Origin of the sequence: Thioalkalivibrio thiocyanodenitrificans ARhD 1 (assembly GCF_000378965.1) — a bacterium.
GTDB classification, from domain to species: Bacteria; Pseudomonadota; Gammaproteobacteria; order Ectothiorhodospirales; family Ectothiorhodospiraceae; genus Thioalkalivibrio_A; species Thioalkalivibrio_A thiocyanodenitrificans.
The window spans coordinates 3,203,157-3,218,752 of the sequence record NZ_KB900536.1 but is presented as its reverse complement, the minus strand read 5'-3'; the positions used below and the strand labels follow the sequence as shown (position 1 = coordinate 3,218,752).

Genomic DNA, 15,596 nt, shown 5'->3' with positions numbered 1-15,596 from the left:
AGTCCGGGTGAGGTGCAATTGTGCGCCGGATCCACTGACCGGCCCTTGTGCCTACATGTCCTTGCCCTTGCAACTTTCTCACGGGAGCGGAAACGGAACATGACGATGCAGGTGAACAAGACCCGTGCATGGCAGGCGCTGGCGTCCCATTTCGATGCGATCCAGGACGTGCACATGCGTGACCTGTTCGAACAGGATCCGCAGCGCTTCGACAGGTTCACGCTGCGCTTCGAGGACATCCTGCTGGACTACTCCAAGAACCGCATCACCGGGGAAACCCGTGACCTGCTGCTGGATCTTGCGCGCAGCTGCGACGTGGAAGGGTGGCGGGAACGCATGTTCTCAGGGGAACGGATCAATATCACGGAAGACCGGGCCGTGCTGCACGTGGCGCTGCGCAATCGGGGCGGCGATCCGGTCGTACTCGACGGCAAGGACGTGATGCCCGCGGTGAACGCGGTGCTGGAGCGCATGGCGGCCTTTACCGACAAGGTCAGAAGCGGCGAGTGGACCGGCCATACGGGCAAACCCATCCGCCACGTGGTCAACATCGGCATCGGCGGCTCGGACCTGGGCCCGGTGATGGTCTGCGAGGCCCTTCGGCCCTATGGCCATGAACGGATCACCATGCATTTCGTCTCCAACGTGGACGGCGCCCACATGGCGGAGACACTCAGGCGCGTCGATCCGGAGACCACCCTGTTCATCATCGCCTCCAAGACCTTCACCACCCAGGAGACGCTGACCAACGCCTACACGGCCCGTGCCTGGCTGCTGGAGCACGCGGGCGATGACGCCGCCATCGCACGCCACTTCGTGGCGGTCTCCACCAATCGGGAAGGGGTGGTGAATTTCGGCATCGACCCGGAACACATGTTCGGTTTCTGGGACTGGGTGGGCGGGCGCTATTCCCTGTGGTCCGCTATCGGCCTGCCCATCGCGCTGTATGCGGGCATGGACCGCTTCGAGGAACTGCTGGACGGCGCCCATGCCATGGACACCCACTTCCGGGAGGCGCCCCTGGCTGAGAATATGCCGGTGATTCTCGCCCTGCTGGGCGTGTGGTACGTGAACTTCTTCGAGGCGGAAAGCCATGCCATCCTGCCCTACGATCAATCCCTGCACCGCTTCCCGGCCTATCTCCAGCAGGCGGATATGGAAAGCAATGGCAAATCCGCGGACCGTCAGGGACGCCGGGTAGGTTATCAGACCGGTCCCGTCATCTGGGGCGAGCCCGGTACCAATGGCCAGCACGCCTTCTACCAGTTGATTCACCAGGGTACCCGGCTGGTGCCCTGCGACTTCCTGGCGCCCTGCGAAAGCCACTACCCCCTGGGCGCGCATCACCGCATCCTGCTGTCCAACTTCTTCGCCCAGAGCGAGGCCCTGATGCGAGGCAGGACCCTCGACGAGGTGCGCGCCGAGATGGACCGGGCCGGGCTCGACCCGGAGCACATCGAGCGCGTTGCACCTCATCGGGTGTTTCCCGGCAACCGGCCCAGCAACTCCATCCTCTTCCGCAAGCTCACCCCCCGCACCCTGGGCAGCCTGATCGCACTCTACGAGCACAGGATCTTCGTGCAGGGGGTCATCTGGAACGTGAATTCCTACGATCAATGGGGCGTGGAGCTGGGCAAGCAACTGGCCGGCGTGATCCTCCCGGAACTGGACGGCAATACCCCGGCCACGGCGCACGACGCATCCACCAACGGCCTGATCAACCAATACAGACGCATGACGGAGCGCGGTGACTGAGCGGACATCGGCGACCCGGGAAAGACGAATGGAGGAAGCACTGAAAGTCGCGCAACACGAAATAAAATGCGCGATTCTGCTGCGAAATTCACCGAAATTCACGAAACCCTGTATCGACCATAGAGGCCCCTCCGTACCGCTGCGGCTACAACGGCCATACCCACAGCAGCATGGGCACCGCCGCCAGAAGCACCAGCACCTGCAGCGGCAGGCCCAGGCGCCAGTAGTCACCGAAGCGGAACCCGCCCGGGCCCAGGATAAGCGTATTGTTCTGATGGCCGATGGGCGTCAGGAAGGCGCAGGAGGCCCCCACTGCCACCGCCATGAGAAAGGCGTCCACGCTCACCCCCGACTGCACCGCGATGCCAATGGCGACGGGGCACATGACCGCCGCCGTGGCGGCGTTGTTCATCAGGTCCGAGAGCACCATGGTGACCACCAGCACCACCACCAGTGCAGCAATCACGTGCCCCTGGGCCACGCCGTCGATCAGGAACTCCGCAATCAGCCCGGCAAGCCCCGTGGCCTCCATGGCGCCGGCCACGGGGATGAGCGCCGCCAGCAGCACCACCACCGGCCAGTCCACTGACTGGTAGAGCTGGCGCACGGCGACGGTGCGCAACACCAGCGCCGCCAGCACGCCGCCCATGAAGGCCACGGCCGCCGGCACACCCAGGGTGGCCGCGCCCACCGCCAGACCCATGATCCCCGTGGCCAGCAGGGCATTGCGCCGGTCCGGGATCGAGAGTGCGCGCTCGGCCAGCGGCACACAGCCGGAGTTCGCGGCAAACTCGGCGATGGCGTCGGGCTGCCCCTGCATGAGCAGCACATCGCCGGCCTGCAGGGCGGTGACCCGCAGCCGGCGCATGGAACGCTGCCCCCGGCGGGAGATGGCCAGCAGGTTGATGCCGTAGCGGGTGCGCAGCTCGATGTCGCTGGCACTGCGCCCCACCAGCCCCGACTGGGGCAGGACCACCAGTTCCACCAGGGAGATCTCGTCCTCGGGCGGCGGGGCCTCCTCCGCCTCGGCTTCATCCCCGGCCTGCGACGGTTCATCGGGCACGGCGGCCTCGTCTTCCTCCAGCGCGGCCTCCGCGTCCTCCTCCGGCTCCACGGCCTCCTCCAGTTTCAGCCCCAGGCTCCCCAGCACGCCGGCCAGCGCCTCGGCATCCGCCTGGATCACCAGGATATCGCCGGCGCGCACCCGCCGGCCCGGGTGAGGCGCCACCATGCGGATCTCGTTGCGCACCATGCCCACCACCTGGGCGTCATGATCCTTGAGCCTGTCCTCCACCTCCCGCAGGCACTGACCCGCCAGCTTGCTCTCCTCGTGCACACGCACCTCGGTGAGATAGGCCTCGGTCTCGAAACCCTCCACTCCCGGCTTGCGCGCCGGCACCAGATGCCAGCCCACCAGCGCCACGAACCCCACGCCAACCACCGCCACCGCCAGACCCACGGGCGTGAAATCGAACATGAGGAAGGGACCCGGACCCGCCTCGGCCCGAAAGCCCGAGACGATCAGGTTGGGCGGTGTACCCACCAGGGTGATCATGCCACCCAGGATGGTGCCGAAGGCCAGCGGCATGAGCACCCGCCCGGGCGGAAGCCCCATGCGCCTGGCCACCTGCACCGCCACGGGCATGAGCAGCGCGAGCGCGCCGACATTGTTCATGAAACCGGACAGCAGCGCGCCGGTGCCGGTGAGCGCGGCAATGGTGAGGGAGGGCCCGGCCCCCGTGGGCATGACCGTGCGCACCAGGACGTCGACCGCACCGGAGGTCTGCAGACCGTAACTCAACACCAGTACGCAAGCCACGGTGATCACCGCGGGATGGGCGAATCCCCCGAAGGCGTCGGCGGAGGGCACCAGCCCCAGGGCCACGCAGGCGAGCAGCGCCGCCACCGCGACCAGATCATGGCGCCAGCGGCCCCAGAGAAACAGCACCAGCGTGGCGGCCAGGACGCCAGCCAGGGCCCATTGATCCGGAGTCACGGCCCGGCCGGTCCATCGACCATGGTGGGTGGCGGCGACATCAGCCGGCGGCGGCCACCCGCACGGCGCCACGCGCCGCGGCCTCCGCCGAACGGCTGTCGCGGGATGCCCCGGTGGCCAGCAGGATATCCTTGGGCTGCCCGAGGGCAGATCGGGACGCGGTCATGTCACGCTCCTGGCGGAAAGGAACAGGCGGGGATTTGCTTCAGGATAGCCGATGACGCCCGCGACCGCACCGGGCTTCGAGGGATGGGGGTCCCGCCTGGCGGCCTGTCGCGACGCTTGCGGCGCCTCGGCCTGTCTCGCTGGCTCGTAGGCGGGATAAGGCGCAGCCGCATCCGGCACACCAACGGGGGGGCGGATGCGCTTCGCTTATCCGCCCTACGAGGCCGGGCGCATCACCCGGCGTCACCCGCTTCAGTGCGAGAGGACACAAGAAAGCCCGGGGCGGCACTGCACCCCGGGCAAGACCCACAGATGGTTCCGGCCCCGGTTGGCGACCTGTCACGATGCGTGCGGGACTAGAACGTATACTTCACGCCCAACTCAAAGCTGCGTTCAGGGCCTACGTAAATCCCCTGACGCAAGCCCGCGATATAGCGCTCATCCGTGAGGTTCTTGACTGCACCGAACACGTTCAACTGAGGACTGACAGCATATCGCCCCGTCAGATCAACCGTGGCGTGGCTCGGCATCAAGCCACCCCATACGCCCGTCGATTCAGTGGTCAGTTCTTTGGTATTCATCCCATCACCATAACGCTCACCCACATAGTTCAGCAGCAAGGCCGTTTGCAGGGGGCCGGACTGATACCCCAGTGAGAGATTGGCCATCCACTCGGGCGAATAAGCCAGACGATTGCCTTTAACCGCCTCACCGGGACGATCCTCACGGTATTCCGCTGTCGGTATCCAGGTCACATTGCCATCCACTCTGAAGCCATTTCCGAAGTCATACCCCAGAGCGGCCTCAAGCCCCTGGTGTAACGCTTTCCCCTCGTTGGGATCCCTGATGCCTGACACACCCGGGTCCACCTGGTTGGAGAAGTCCATCTGGAATGCGGTGACCTCGTACCTCAGCGGACCGGTACTGCCACGCACGCCCAACTCGATATTCACCGATTTTTCGGATTCGGTCGGTGTGTCACCCGAACCGATCACGCTGCCCACCAGTGGCGGTGCAAATGCGCGGTAGACACTGCCGTACAATTGCGCCGATGGATTGAGCCAGTAGGTTGCGCCGATACCGGGCATATACTCGGTATTGGAGAACGTATCAGCGGGATTCGTGTTTTGCAGATTGTCCCGCTTTTGCTCGTAAGTCTCCATGCGCAAGCCCGCAGTGACCGACAACCGCTCATTGATGTCGAAACGGTTCTGGGCAAAGACCGCCAGGCTGTCGGCGGAATCGAGTCTATTTCGATGCAGCGCCCCGTTCGGGTTCCGGGGCGTCGCTCGATCTGCCCGAGGCCGGGTGTCTGTCATCTCTTCCTGCATCAGACGCATGCCGAACTCCGCCTCGTTGCCAATGCCGAACGCAGAGTGATTCATGGTCAGGCGTGAATCCACACCTATACGCTCGAAGGATCGGTTATTGCCTTGTACTTCGTCACCGTAGTTCCATACCGTATAACCATCAGCATTGGTGGTAGTGGCCGGGCCGGTTCCAGTATCGCTTGCAAGTCGATACCGCCAGTAATCCCGATACGTCTCACTCCAATACACCAGGGTCTTCAAGTGCATGGACGGATTGATCTCCCACTCGTGGTTGATGTCGAAGGCCGTGCGCCCGCTCAAGAACCAGTCATCAGGGGCGGGATTGAACTTGGCGCCCGCCTCATACGCGTCTGGAAAGAGGCCACGGTAGGAGATATTGGCTTCGCTTTCGTAGTACGAGAATTTCGCACCAATAAACTGATTATCCCCGATCGCGGTTCCGGCCTTGACCATCACATCGGTCATGTCATAGCCCTTGCCCATGAATCCGTCACTCTCGGCACGGGTGGCGATGATGCCAAAGCGCGAATCACCGGAGGGCGCACTGCCGCCCAGTTCGACCGCGGTCTCACGGGTATTCCATGAGCCGACCCGACCAATGACCGAGACGCCGTCTTCCGGGGTCCTGGTCAGATAGTTGATCACGCCACCGATGGTATTCGGACCATAGCGCAGTGATGCCGCGCCCTTGAGAACCTCGACACCCTCCAGACGCTGGACACGCGGGTTGTAGTAGCGCGCGTTTCCGACAAAGATTCCGGGTTGTACGGGCACGCCATCCTCCAGCACCAGTGTCTTGTAGTCCCCGGCAGTGAGGCCCCGCACACTGATGTTGGTCACCACCGCGCTTTCCTCTTCACCCTTGATGTAGATTCCGGGTACGCGGCGCAGCACATCCTCGGTGGAGCGCGGCTGAATCTCATTGATCTCCTCCTCGGTGACCACCGTCACCGAGCCTGGAGTCCGGGCAACATCCGTATCGGTTTGGCCCACCACATCAATACGCGGCAGCTTGAAGACACGCTCCTGCGCCATGGCAATGCCTGTGCCGCCCATCCCGGATACCGCCAGGCCGACGGCGAGCGCCAGCAGGGTGGGACGAAAGGGGGTTCGCGCGACGCGCGAGGAAGAAACGGGGGTTCGGGTCATGACATTCTCCCTGGGTTGCTTCAACGTGGTCTGGCTGGCTGAAGACCCCGGAGTGTCCGCCCGATGGACAGACGTGGGACCTGCTGGCTGGCTGGTTATATGCTTCCGATACCCACAACGATATCGGCCTGCTTCTTACTTGGTCAGAATCAGTTTCCCATGGCGGGTGACGCGCAGGGTGTATCGTTCTCCCAGATGCTCAATCTGAACCTGGCGCCGCCGGCCCAGCAGGACGTGGCTCGGCAACACTTCCGGCGACTGAGGCGAAGCTGCCGATTCGCGGGCTTCGCGTGCCGTCCCCGGGCCGACGGACGATGGCTTGTTCATGTTCAGTCTCCTTCCGGTTGCGTGATGAACCCGATGCGGACCACGCCGGCCGACCGGGCCCGCGTCAGGACCCAGGCCACCCGTTCGTAGGCCGTGGCCTGGTCGGCACGCAGGTGCAGCTCCAGATCCGGGTTCCCGGCCACGGCACGTGCCAACCGCGCTTCCAGACGATCCACGGGAACAGGGTCATTGTCCCAGTAGAGTCCACCCTGCGCGTCGATGGACAGCGTCACCGTCTCCAGCGTGACATGGTTGACCTCATGACTCGCCCGGGGCAGATCCACATTCACCGCGTGGGTCATCACCGGGGCGGTGATGATGAAAATCACCAGCAGCACCAGCATGATGTCCACCAGCGGAATCACGTTGATCTCCGCCATGTCGCCCCCGCTGTCGCGGCTGAAGCCTCCGAATGCCATCAGGCAGGCTCCGCGGCCACATGGCCGGGCACCGGCATGTCCGTGCCCCCAACCCGTTGCGTGACGATCGCGCCGGTGGTCAGGTAGGCGTGAACGTCGTGGGCAAAGCCGTCCATCTCCTCGGCCAGGCTGCGATTGAACCGGTTGACGGCGTTGTACGCCAGGACCGCCGGGATCGCAGCGGCCAGGCCCGCGGCCGTGGCCACCAGTGCCTCACCCAGGGGGCCGGCGACCACCTCCATGGAGGCATGGCCCGCGGCGGCGATATCCATCAGGGCGTGATAGATCCCCCAGACCGTGCCGAACAGGCCCACGAACGGTGCCGTGCTGCCCACCGAGGCGAGGATCGTCAGGCCCGACTGGCGGGCCGCCTGCTCGCGGGAGAGCGCGTTGCGGATGGTACGCACCAGGAACTCGTCGATGCTGCAGGCGTCACCCAGGCGCCGGGGGTCGCGGCTTCGATAGTGATTCAGCCCGCGGATACCTGCGCGGGCGATACCCGCAAGAGGCGAAGCCGATTCTTCCGCCATGGCAAGGGCCTGCCCGTCGCCCCGGGCATCCCAGAATCTGCGCTGGAAGGCGGCGTTGTCCCGCCGGATACGCCACGCGGCCGCGGTCTTGGCGATGATCAGCGCCCAGGTGGCCACGGACATGACCAGCAGGGTCAGAAAGACCCCGATGAGGACCCAGTCCCCTTCCTGAAATACCAGCGAAATATCCATCTCAACCCTCCAGTCTGAAAACGATGGGCACCACCACCCAGGCTTCCACGGGGCGGGCACCCTGCCTTGCCGGCACGAACCGCCAGCGCTCCACGGCGGCCCTCGCCGCCCGGTCCAGCCGCTCCGATCCGCTGGAACCGTCGATGGCCACGTCCAGGGCCCGCCCGTCCGTCCCGACACGGACCCGGAGGGTCACCTCGCCCTCCTCGCGAAGACGGTGGGACACCCGCGGATAGGCAGGCGGCGGGTTATCCAGGTAATCCGCCTGGAAGTCGGGGGGCACCACCGCGCTCTCGGCCTGGCCTGACGCTTCCGCCGTTGCCTGATCGACCGAACCGGAAGTCGCCGTGGTCTGCTCCCGCAGCATGGCGGAGTCATCTTCATGCACCGCATCTGCAATGGTTTCCGGCTCCGGATCAGGCTCAGGCTCAGGCTCGGGCTCAGGCTCAGGCTCGGGCTCGGGCTCGGGCTCAGGTTCAGGCTCAGGTTCAGGCTCAGGTTCAGGCTCAGGTTCAGGCTCAGGTTCAGGCTCAGGCTCAGGCTCAGGCTCAGGCTCGGGCTCAGGCTCGGGCTCCGGTTCCTGTTCCACGGCGCGATCACCTTCCGGCGACAGCACCGCCAGGGGCGTTTCCACGGGCGGCGACGGACGCAGGGGTGTCGGCTCCTGCAGCATCCGGGGCTCCGGGCGGACGGGCGCCGCAGCTTCCACAAGTGCCACCTGCACCACGGGCCGGCCTTCAAGAATTTCCGCCGGGCGCTCCCGAAGCATCCAGGCCATGGCGACCCCGTGGAGCACCAGGCTCGCGGCAATGGCCCAGGTCACGCCGCTCCGCCATCCGTAAACCGATCCCTGCTTCCCCATCGGCCTGTTGTTCCGCCCCAACACGAACGCGATTGTTACTGATAATGATTCGCATTGTCAAACATGGGCCGGTCCGGGCATGATCGAGTCAGTCAGGGGGGAGAATCTCGCGGGAAGAAAACCGAGGGGTGTCGACCGCACCCGCCGCGGGGTCACAACCCCGCCACCCGGGCAGGCACGGCGCGGACCAGGCGAAGCACGATCCGGGGTTGCACGCAAGCGGATGCCCGGCCCTTTTTCAACCACAAAGCACACGAAGGGTACGAAGCCCCTCTAGGGAAGGTCCGGGACATAGGGCACCCCTTGAGCTCCATCGAGTGGGCGCCCGGTCGGAGCGGCGGGCATGGCCCGCCCTGCAGAAAATCATTCGGGGCGCTTGGCATGCCTTGGGCGGTGCGCGGCGCCTGTTCCCTTGAGCGGAGAACGCCCGCGCCCTGCCTGTGCTTCGTGGCCGGAAAACGCAGCGGCCAGGCCAACGCTACAGCCGCGAGAGGATCAGGCTGTTCAGCCGGCGCACGAATCCGGCCGGATCCTCCAGCTGCGCCCCTTCGGCCAGCAGGGCCTGGTTGAACAGGATCTCCGCCCATTCGCTCACGTGCTCCTCGGGCACATCACGCAGCTTCTGAATCAGCGCATGGCCCGGGTTGATCTCCAGCACCGGCCTGGTGCCCGGCAGATTCTGCCCGGCCTGGCGAAGCAGCTGCTGCATGTAGAGCGCCATGTCATGCTCGCTCAGCACGATGCAGGCAGGGGAGTTCGTCAGGCGATGGGAGACGCGCACGTCCTCCACCTTTTCACCCAGCGCGCTCTTCAGGCGTTCGATGACATCGTTCGATTCGTCCTCGGCTGCCTTCGCGGCCTGCTTCTCCTCCTCGGTCTCCAGATCGCCAAGATCCAGCGCCCCCTTGGCCACGGACTTGAGCGGCTTGCCGTCGAACTCGGTCAGGTGAGTCACCAGCCATTCGTCCACCCGGTCGGAAAGCAGAAGCACCTCCACGCCGTGCTTGCGGAACACCTCCAGGTGCGGGCTGTGGGCGGCGGCGGCGTGGCTGTCGGCGGTGATGTAGTAGATGGCCTTCTGACCCTCCTTCATGCGCGAAACGTAGTCGGCAAACGACACGTGCTGCGCGGCCTCCCCCGTGTGGGTGGAAGCGAACCGCAGGAGACCGGCGATCTGCTCCCGATTGGCGTAGTCTTCTGCGGGACCCTCCTTCATCACCTGCCCGAACGCGGACCAGAAGGCCTGGTAGTCCTCGGGCCGATCCTTCGCCATCTCCTCCAGCAGGCCCAGCACCTTCTTCACGGAGCCGGCGCGCATGCCGTCGATCAGCCGGTTGTTCTGCAGGATCTCCCGGGAGATGTTGAGCGGCAGGTCATTGGAATCCACCACGCCGCGCACGAACCGCAGGTAGCCGGGCATGAGCTGCTCGGCATCGTCCATGATGAACACCCGGCGCACATAGAGCTTGATGCCATGGCGGCGGTCCCGGTCCCACAGGTCGAAGGGCGCCCGCTTGGGGATGTAGAGCAACGTGTTGTATTCCTGCCGGCCCTCCACCCTGTTGTGGGTCCAGGCCAGAGGGTCCTCGAAGTCATGGGCCACATGCTTGTAGAAGGCCCGGTACTCGTCGTCCGAGATCTCCGAACGGGGCCGCGCCCAGAGGGCCGAGGCCCGGTTGACGGTCTCCCGTTCCTCCCCGGGCTCGCCCTTCTCGTTCATGGCGCGCATCCGGATGGGCAAGGGGACGTGGTCGGAGTAGCGGGCGATGATGTGGCGCAGGCGGTGACCGTCCAGGAACTCGTCCTCGTCCGCCTTGAGTTGCAGCACGATCTCGGTGCCCCTGCGCGGTGCCTCCACGGTCTCGATGCTGTACTCGCCGGTACCATCGGAGATCCAGCGCACCCCGTGCTCCGGCCCCATGCCGGCACGCCGGGTGGTGAGTTCCACCCGTTCGGCCACGATGAACGCGGAGTAGAAGCCCACACCGAACTGGCCGATCAGGCGGGCATCCCTGGCCTGGTCCCCGGTCAGGCGGGAGAGAAACTCCTTGGTGCCCGACTTGGCAATGGTGCCGATGTTGTCGATCACCTCCTCGCGGCTCATGCCGATGCCGTTGTCGCGCACGGTCACCGTGCGTGCCTCGGGGTCGAAGTCCACTTCAATGGACAGATCCCCATCTCCTTCCATGAGCGCGTCATCGGCAAGCGATTCGAACCGCAGCTTGTCACAGGCGTCGGCGCCGTTGGAGATCAACTCGCGCAGGAAGATCTCCTTGTTGGAGTACAGCGCGTGGACCATCAGGTGCAACAGCTGACTCACCTCTGTCTGAAAACTCAGGGTCTCCTTGTGTCCCGCTACGGACATGGGTACCTCCTCCCGGACGCCGGCATCGTGAAATTGCGCAACTTGCAGAAAAAGTTGCTGTTAGTGATGGGGACGAGGCCCGGGATTTCAAGTGTGCGCGGCCCGGACCAGGCGCACTCCGCCCCCGGGCGCGCGGGCGAGCTGTGCCTGCAGCCAGGGCTGCAGACGCTCCAGGACCTCGTGCAGGCCTGCAGGGGGGCGAACCACGAACAGGCCGGAGCCGGCCATCACCCCGGGACGTCCCAGGGGTTCGACCCACAGTTCCGCCCGCAACGCGCTGCCGGCAAACGCGGCGCTCAGGGTCTTCAGCATCGGCTCGTGGCATCCGTCCACCAGCGGATACCAGAGGCAATAACAGGCATCTGGCCGGCGTCGGGCTGCGTCGATCAGGGCGTCCGGGGCAATACCGTAATCCCTGGCATCGGCATAGGGCGGATCCAGCAGCGCCAGCCCTCGGGAGTATCCGGCGGGCTGCCATTGCCCCAACACCTCCCAGCCATCCCGCTCAAGCACCCGGACCCGCGGCTCGTCCCGGAACCGTGCGGACAGGGCCGCAGCGGCCCGGGGATGCGACTCGGCCAGAAACAGCGCGTCGTCCGGACCCATGAGGGCCCGCACGAGCCACGGCGAACCCGGGTACACGTCCAGCGACGACGGCCCGTTCAGGCTATCCAGCACATGCAGATACGGCGCCAGCGTGGCGGGCAGGCCCGCGTCGCTCCGCAGGGAAGCGAGATTCGCCCGACGCTCGTCGTCCAGCCGATAGAGGCCATCGCCCGCGTGGGTGTCCAGTACGCACAAGGCCCCGTCCGCACGGGTCAGCGCCCGCACCAGCCATGCCAGCACCACGTGCTTGTGGATGTCGGCGAAGTTGCCCGCGTGCCGGTGATGGCGGTAGACGGGCACGTCCGGGCGCCGATCGTTCACGGGCGGACCCGGCCTCAAGGCAAGGGCCGCACGGTGCCGGCCGGCTCAGGTCCCTGCGCCTCGATACGATTGACGGGCGAATCGGGCATCAGCAGGTAGGCGGCGATATCCAGGATCTGCTGCCGGGTGAGGAAGCCGTGATATCCGAAACGGGGCATCTCCGAACAGGGGTTCACGGCATGCGAATTGTAGATGCGATCATAGACGTAGCGAACCGCCACCGGCCGGGTGCCCAGTCCGATGCCGAAACCGGCCAGTGAAGGGCCCAGCGTGCCGCCGATGCCATCCCGAGGCTCCAGTACATGGCAGGCCTGACAGTTGCCTCCCCGCGGGCGCGCCGGGTCATCAGGCCGCAGGCGGCCCACGCGCCCGCCGTAGCCGTCCTTGGCATAACGCTCGCCCGCCACCGGATCGCCGAGGACAAGTGCGCCTTCCGGATAACTGATACGCGCCAGTTCGCGCTTCTGAATGCGCTCCCGCAGGGCATCACCGGGCTCGTTTCGCACGCGGCTGCATTCCAGCTGCGTGTCATCCTGAACCAGACGACGGGCCTCGGCCCCGGAGGCATCCCCCCAGCTGTCGCGAACCACGGCCTCCATCTGCCGCTCCAGGGCGCTGAGACCCTGCGCCCGGGCAGGCCCGCCGGTGCCGCTCAGGACAAGCAGCAGCACGCCCAGGAGCAACGGAGGCAGGGAACCCACGTAACGCTCAGCGACGCACACCGGGTACATCCACCTCCCCTCCCCGGGCCCGTTCCTTGAGAAACAGAATCAGCGCCACCGTGGCGTCCGACCCGTAGCCCACATCCGGCAACCGCATCTGCCAGTGGCAATCCCACATGCGGTGCTGGAGCGTGCGTACCGTGCCCTGGGACACACGGTAGGTGGGCCAGCTGCCCATGACGTCCCTGACCTGCGCGGGATTGTGGATGTTCATCAGACCGTGCATCCGGATGCGCCGTTGCTCGCGGCTGTGACAGGTGGCGCAGGACAGGTCCAGGGGACCGCTGCGCCGATGGAACAGGCCTTCTCCGATGCGATACATCTCCAGTTCACGCGGATGGGACAGTTCCACCGCCAGGGGATAGCCGTTGGACCGGGAGGCCACATACGCTGCCAGGGCCTCCAGGTCCGACTCGCGCTCACCGGAGGAAAACGCCTCCCGGAGCAACGGCTCCCGATCGAATCCCTGCAGGTGCGTCATGCAGAACACGAGCCGGGATTCCAGATCCTGCACCCGCCCGGCGTCCTCGAAGTAACGGGGCAACGCCGCAAACGCGCCCTCCAGTTCACCGGGCCCGAGACCCAGATCGCACGCGTCAAGGGAGACGCCGTTGGGCCCCCGGGGGGTATGGTAGAGATGCTTGCCGCGGGCCACCCACAGCTCGCCCGGATTACCCTCGCGCAGCATGCGGCGGTACTCCGCAATGCTGTCCGCCACATCGGATACCACCGGAGTCTGGGCAAGTCCGCTGCCGGGCAGCGGAACAAGCAGGAGCAAAACGGCAAGGATCGGCAACAGGGGGCTTGGCATCAACATCAAGTCTACGTTGGATCACGATGCCATGACCACCGGGACGCCCACCCCGAATCGCGTCGGGCAGCAGGCCGAGTACCGCGCGCATGCGACGATCTGGCGTCATGAAGGAACCGATGAAGGCCACCGGCGTTGCCGCCGGTGGCCTTCAATGACGTACTGCTGACTACGGTGCCGGAGGCACCGGAGCGCTTACTGGTTCACCGGCGAATCCGGGTGAAGCACATAAGCCATGATGTCCGCGATCGCCTCCTGGCTCAGCAGACCGTTGGCGCCCATCCGCGGCATTTCGGTACACGGGAAATAGGCGTGGGCGTTGTAGATCATCTCGTAGACAAAGCGACGGGTGGCCTCGTTGTTGCCCCGCTGCTTGCCGTAGCCGGTCAGGCTCGGACCCAGATTGCCGCCGGGACGGGCCGGATCCATGGTATGGCAGTTGTAGCAGTTCCCGCCGACCTCACGCTGGCTGTGGTCGTCGGTGTTGTGTCCCACCCGGAAACCGAACCCGGACCAGGACAGCTCCCCGCCCTTTTGCCAGTCACCCAGGCGGATGCCGCCGTCGGGGTACTGGATGGAGGCGCGGGCATCGGCGATGATCTGACCGGCCTGCTCGGGTGAGGGCTCGTTCCGGGTCTCGGAACACACCTTCTGCATGGCGTCCTGGGTCTGGCGATCACGGACTGTACCGCCTTCCTGTGTCTCCTGATTGAGACGGAAACCACCCTGCGCGAAGATCAGGTGCTCGGCCAGTTCCTCGGCGCTCATCTTCGTATAGTCCGCCTTCCCGGGGTCCCCGGCATCGGTGGCGGCACAACCGCCCGCGATCAGAAGGATGGATGCGAGTGCGGCGAGCCCGGCCGCAAAACGGGTCTTTTTCTTCAACATCATAATCGAGTCTCCTAAGCTGTGCGTCCGGGATCAGCGCTTCAGGTCGGGCAGGATGGCGGGCTGACCACGTGCCAGGTCGGTCCAGTAGGAGATCAGCGCGATCGAGGCGTCACCACCCGCTTCGATCCGGCCCTGACGCATCTGCCAGTAGCAGCCGCGCACGCGATGCTGGGTGGAACGCGAGTTCTGGTGACCCACCCGGAAGGCCGGCCACGAGATCGCCTTGGTCCACTCCTGCGGGACATTCGCGTTGGGTAGCACCGAGGCACGGATCCGCTTGCCGGTCTGGGAGTGGCAGGTCTGGCAGCTCATGTCCAGCGAACCGGCGCGACGATAGAACAGGACCTCGCCCGCATCACGCATGGCCTTTTCCACGGGATGATCCAGCGGCGGGTTCCACGCCATGCCGTTGGAGTGGGAGGCGATATAGCTCTGCAGCTTCATGTGGTCGGAGTTGGAGCCGTGAAGCCGGCTGACCGCCGGATCGTCGGAGGCGAAACCCTGGATGGTCTGCATGCAGTGCACCAGACGGGTCTCCAGGTCCATGACCCTGCCGGTATCCTCAAAGTAACGGGGCATCTCGGCATAGGCACCCTCCAGCACGCCGGGACCCTTGCCGAAGTCGCAGCTCTCCAGGGAGACGTTGTTCGGGCCGCGTGCCGCATAGAACAGCTCCTTGCCGTCCTCCACGGTCCACAGGTTCGGGTTGTCCTCCATCATCATGAGGTTCTGTTGGCTCTGGGTCAGATAGGGTGAGTCAGGGACTTCACTGATCACCGACCTGAGGATATCGGCCGGATTCTCGGCCATATGATCCGCGTGGGCCGTGACCCCGACGGCAAGGGCCACTGGCAGTGCCAGCAAGGTTTTTCTAATCATTGAAACCTCCATCATAGATAATGACTACTTTATGTAGCGGTGAGCACCGCCCGAGGCGCCGTCCCTCTGGTCGGGCCGGACCCCCTTCAGGCAAGCCCGGGACGGGCACTCGGGTCAGATTGACCACTGTGTAAAGGCAAATACGGAAGTGACTTTACTAACGGGCGGGCCGGACCGCAGCGTGGCGTCACCGCTCACGCGGACATAGCCCTTTCTTGCATACCAACCTCCCAAAGCGATGGTTTTATTGTAATAGCCTCGGGTGCGCGAAGCTC

At 65.3% G+C, this 15,596-nt stretch carries 14 protein-coding genes; 1 reads left to right on the top strand and 13 read right to left on the bottom strand.

What is annotated here, in order from left to right; translation table 11 throughout:
- Positions 1–105: 105 nt before the first annotated feature.
- Positions 106–1,755: a glucose-6-phosphate isomerase gene (gene pgi, locus THITHI_RS0115260; protein WP_018233977.1), complete on the top strand. Its 1,650-nt coding sequence runs from the start codon at positions 106–108 to the stop codon at positions 1,753–1,755.
- Between the two features lie 145 nt (positions 1,756–1,900).
- Here the strand turns inward: pgi and THITHI_RS0115255 are convergent, their stop codons facing one another.
- From THITHI_RS0115255 to soxA (THITHI_RS0115195), 13 genes are all read right to left on the bottom strand, one after another.
- Complete coding sequence (locus tag THITHI_RS0115255; RefSeq protein WP_018233976.1) at positions 1,901–3,751, bottom strand: SLC13 family permease; 1,851 nt, start codon at positions 3,749–3,751, stop codon at positions 1,901–1,903.
- A 40-nt stretch (positions 3,752–3,791) separates the two neighbouring features.
- The gene (locus THITHI_RS21130; protein WP_018233975.1) at positions 3,792–3,917 is read right to left on the bottom strand and encodes a hypothetical protein; all 126 of its coding nucleotides are present in this window, start codon (positions 3,915–3,917) and stop codon (positions 3,792–3,794) included.
- A gap of 355 nt (positions 3,918–4,272) precedes the next feature.
- Positions 4,273–6,396 carry a TonB-dependent receptor family protein gene (locus tag THITHI_RS0115245; protein WP_018233974.1) on the bottom strand — a complete coding sequence of 708 codons (2,124 nt, stop codon included), beginning with the start codon at positions 6,394–6,396 and terminating at the stop codon, positions 4,273–4,275.
- A gap of 135 nt (positions 6,397–6,531) precedes the next feature.
- On the bottom strand, positions 6,532–6,723 hold the full coding sequence (hemP, locus tag THITHI_RS0115240; protein ID WP_018233973.1) for a hemin uptake protein HemP: 192 nt from the start codon (positions 6,721–6,723) through the stop codon (positions 6,532–6,534).
- Positions 6,724–6,725: 2 nt separating this feature from the next.
- Positions 6,726–7,142: an ExbD/TolR family protein gene (locus tag THITHI_RS0115235; RefSeq protein WP_018233972.1), complete on the bottom strand. Its 417-nt coding sequence runs from the start codon at positions 7,140–7,142 to the stop codon at positions 6,726–6,728.
- Positions 7,142–7,864: a MotA/TolQ/ExbB proton channel family protein gene (locus tag THITHI_RS0115230; protein WP_018233971.1), complete on the bottom strand. Its 723-nt coding sequence runs from the start codon at positions 7,862–7,864 to the stop codon at positions 7,142–7,144. The genes THITHI_RS0115235 and THITHI_RS0115230 overlap by 1 nt, the downstream gene beginning before the upstream one ends.
- Before the next feature lies 1 nt (position 7,865).
- Complete coding sequence (locus THITHI_RS0115225; RefSeq protein WP_232199438.1) at positions 7,866–8,687, bottom strand: energy transducer TonB; 822 nt, start codon at positions 8,685–8,687, stop codon at positions 7,866–7,868.
- Positions 8,688–9,204: 517 nt separating this feature from the next.
- Positions 9,205–11,091 (bottom strand): molecular chaperone HtpG, encoded by a 1,887-nt coding sequence (htpG, locus tag THITHI_RS0115220; protein WP_018233969.1) that lies wholly within the window; start codon positions 11,089–11,091, stop codon positions 9,205–9,207.
- Between the two features lie 87 nt (positions 11,092–11,178).
- The gene (rlmJ, locus tag THITHI_RS0115215) at positions 11,179–12,018 is read right to left on the bottom strand and encodes a 23S rRNA (adenine(2030)-N(6))-methyltransferase RlmJ (RefSeq protein WP_018233968.1); all 840 of its coding nucleotides are present in this window, start codon (positions 12,016–12,018) and stop codon (positions 11,179–11,181) included.
- 14 nt (positions 12,019–12,032) lie between these two features.
- A complete protein-coding gene (soxX, locus tag THITHI_RS0115210; RefSeq protein WP_018233967.1) occupies positions 12,033–12,749 on the bottom strand; it encodes a sulfur oxidation c-type cytochrome SoxX in 717 nt (238 codons plus the stop codon).
- Positions 12,727–13,557 (bottom strand): sulfur oxidation c-type cytochrome SoxA, encoded by an 831-nt coding sequence (gene soxA, locus THITHI_RS0115205; protein ID WP_232199437.1) that lies wholly within the window; start codon positions 13,555–13,557, stop codon positions 12,727–12,729. Before soxA (THITHI_RS0115205) ends, soxX (THITHI_RS0115210) begins: the two co-directional genes overlap by 23 nt.
- A gap of 189 nt (positions 13,558–13,746) precedes the next feature.
- Positions 13,747–14,442, bottom strand: a complete 696-nt coding sequence (soxX, locus tag THITHI_RS0115200; protein WP_018233965.1) for a sulfur oxidation c-type cytochrome SoxX — start codon at positions 14,440–14,442, stop codon at positions 13,747–13,749.
- Between the two features lie 30 nt (positions 14,443–14,472).
- Positions 14,473–15,321 carry a sulfur oxidation c-type cytochrome SoxA gene (gene soxA / locus THITHI_RS0115195; protein ID WP_033336965.1) on the bottom strand — a complete coding sequence of 283 codons (849 nt, stop codon included), beginning with the start codon at positions 15,319–15,321 and terminating at the stop codon, positions 14,473–14,475.
- Positions 15,322–15,596: the final 275 nt, after the last annotated feature.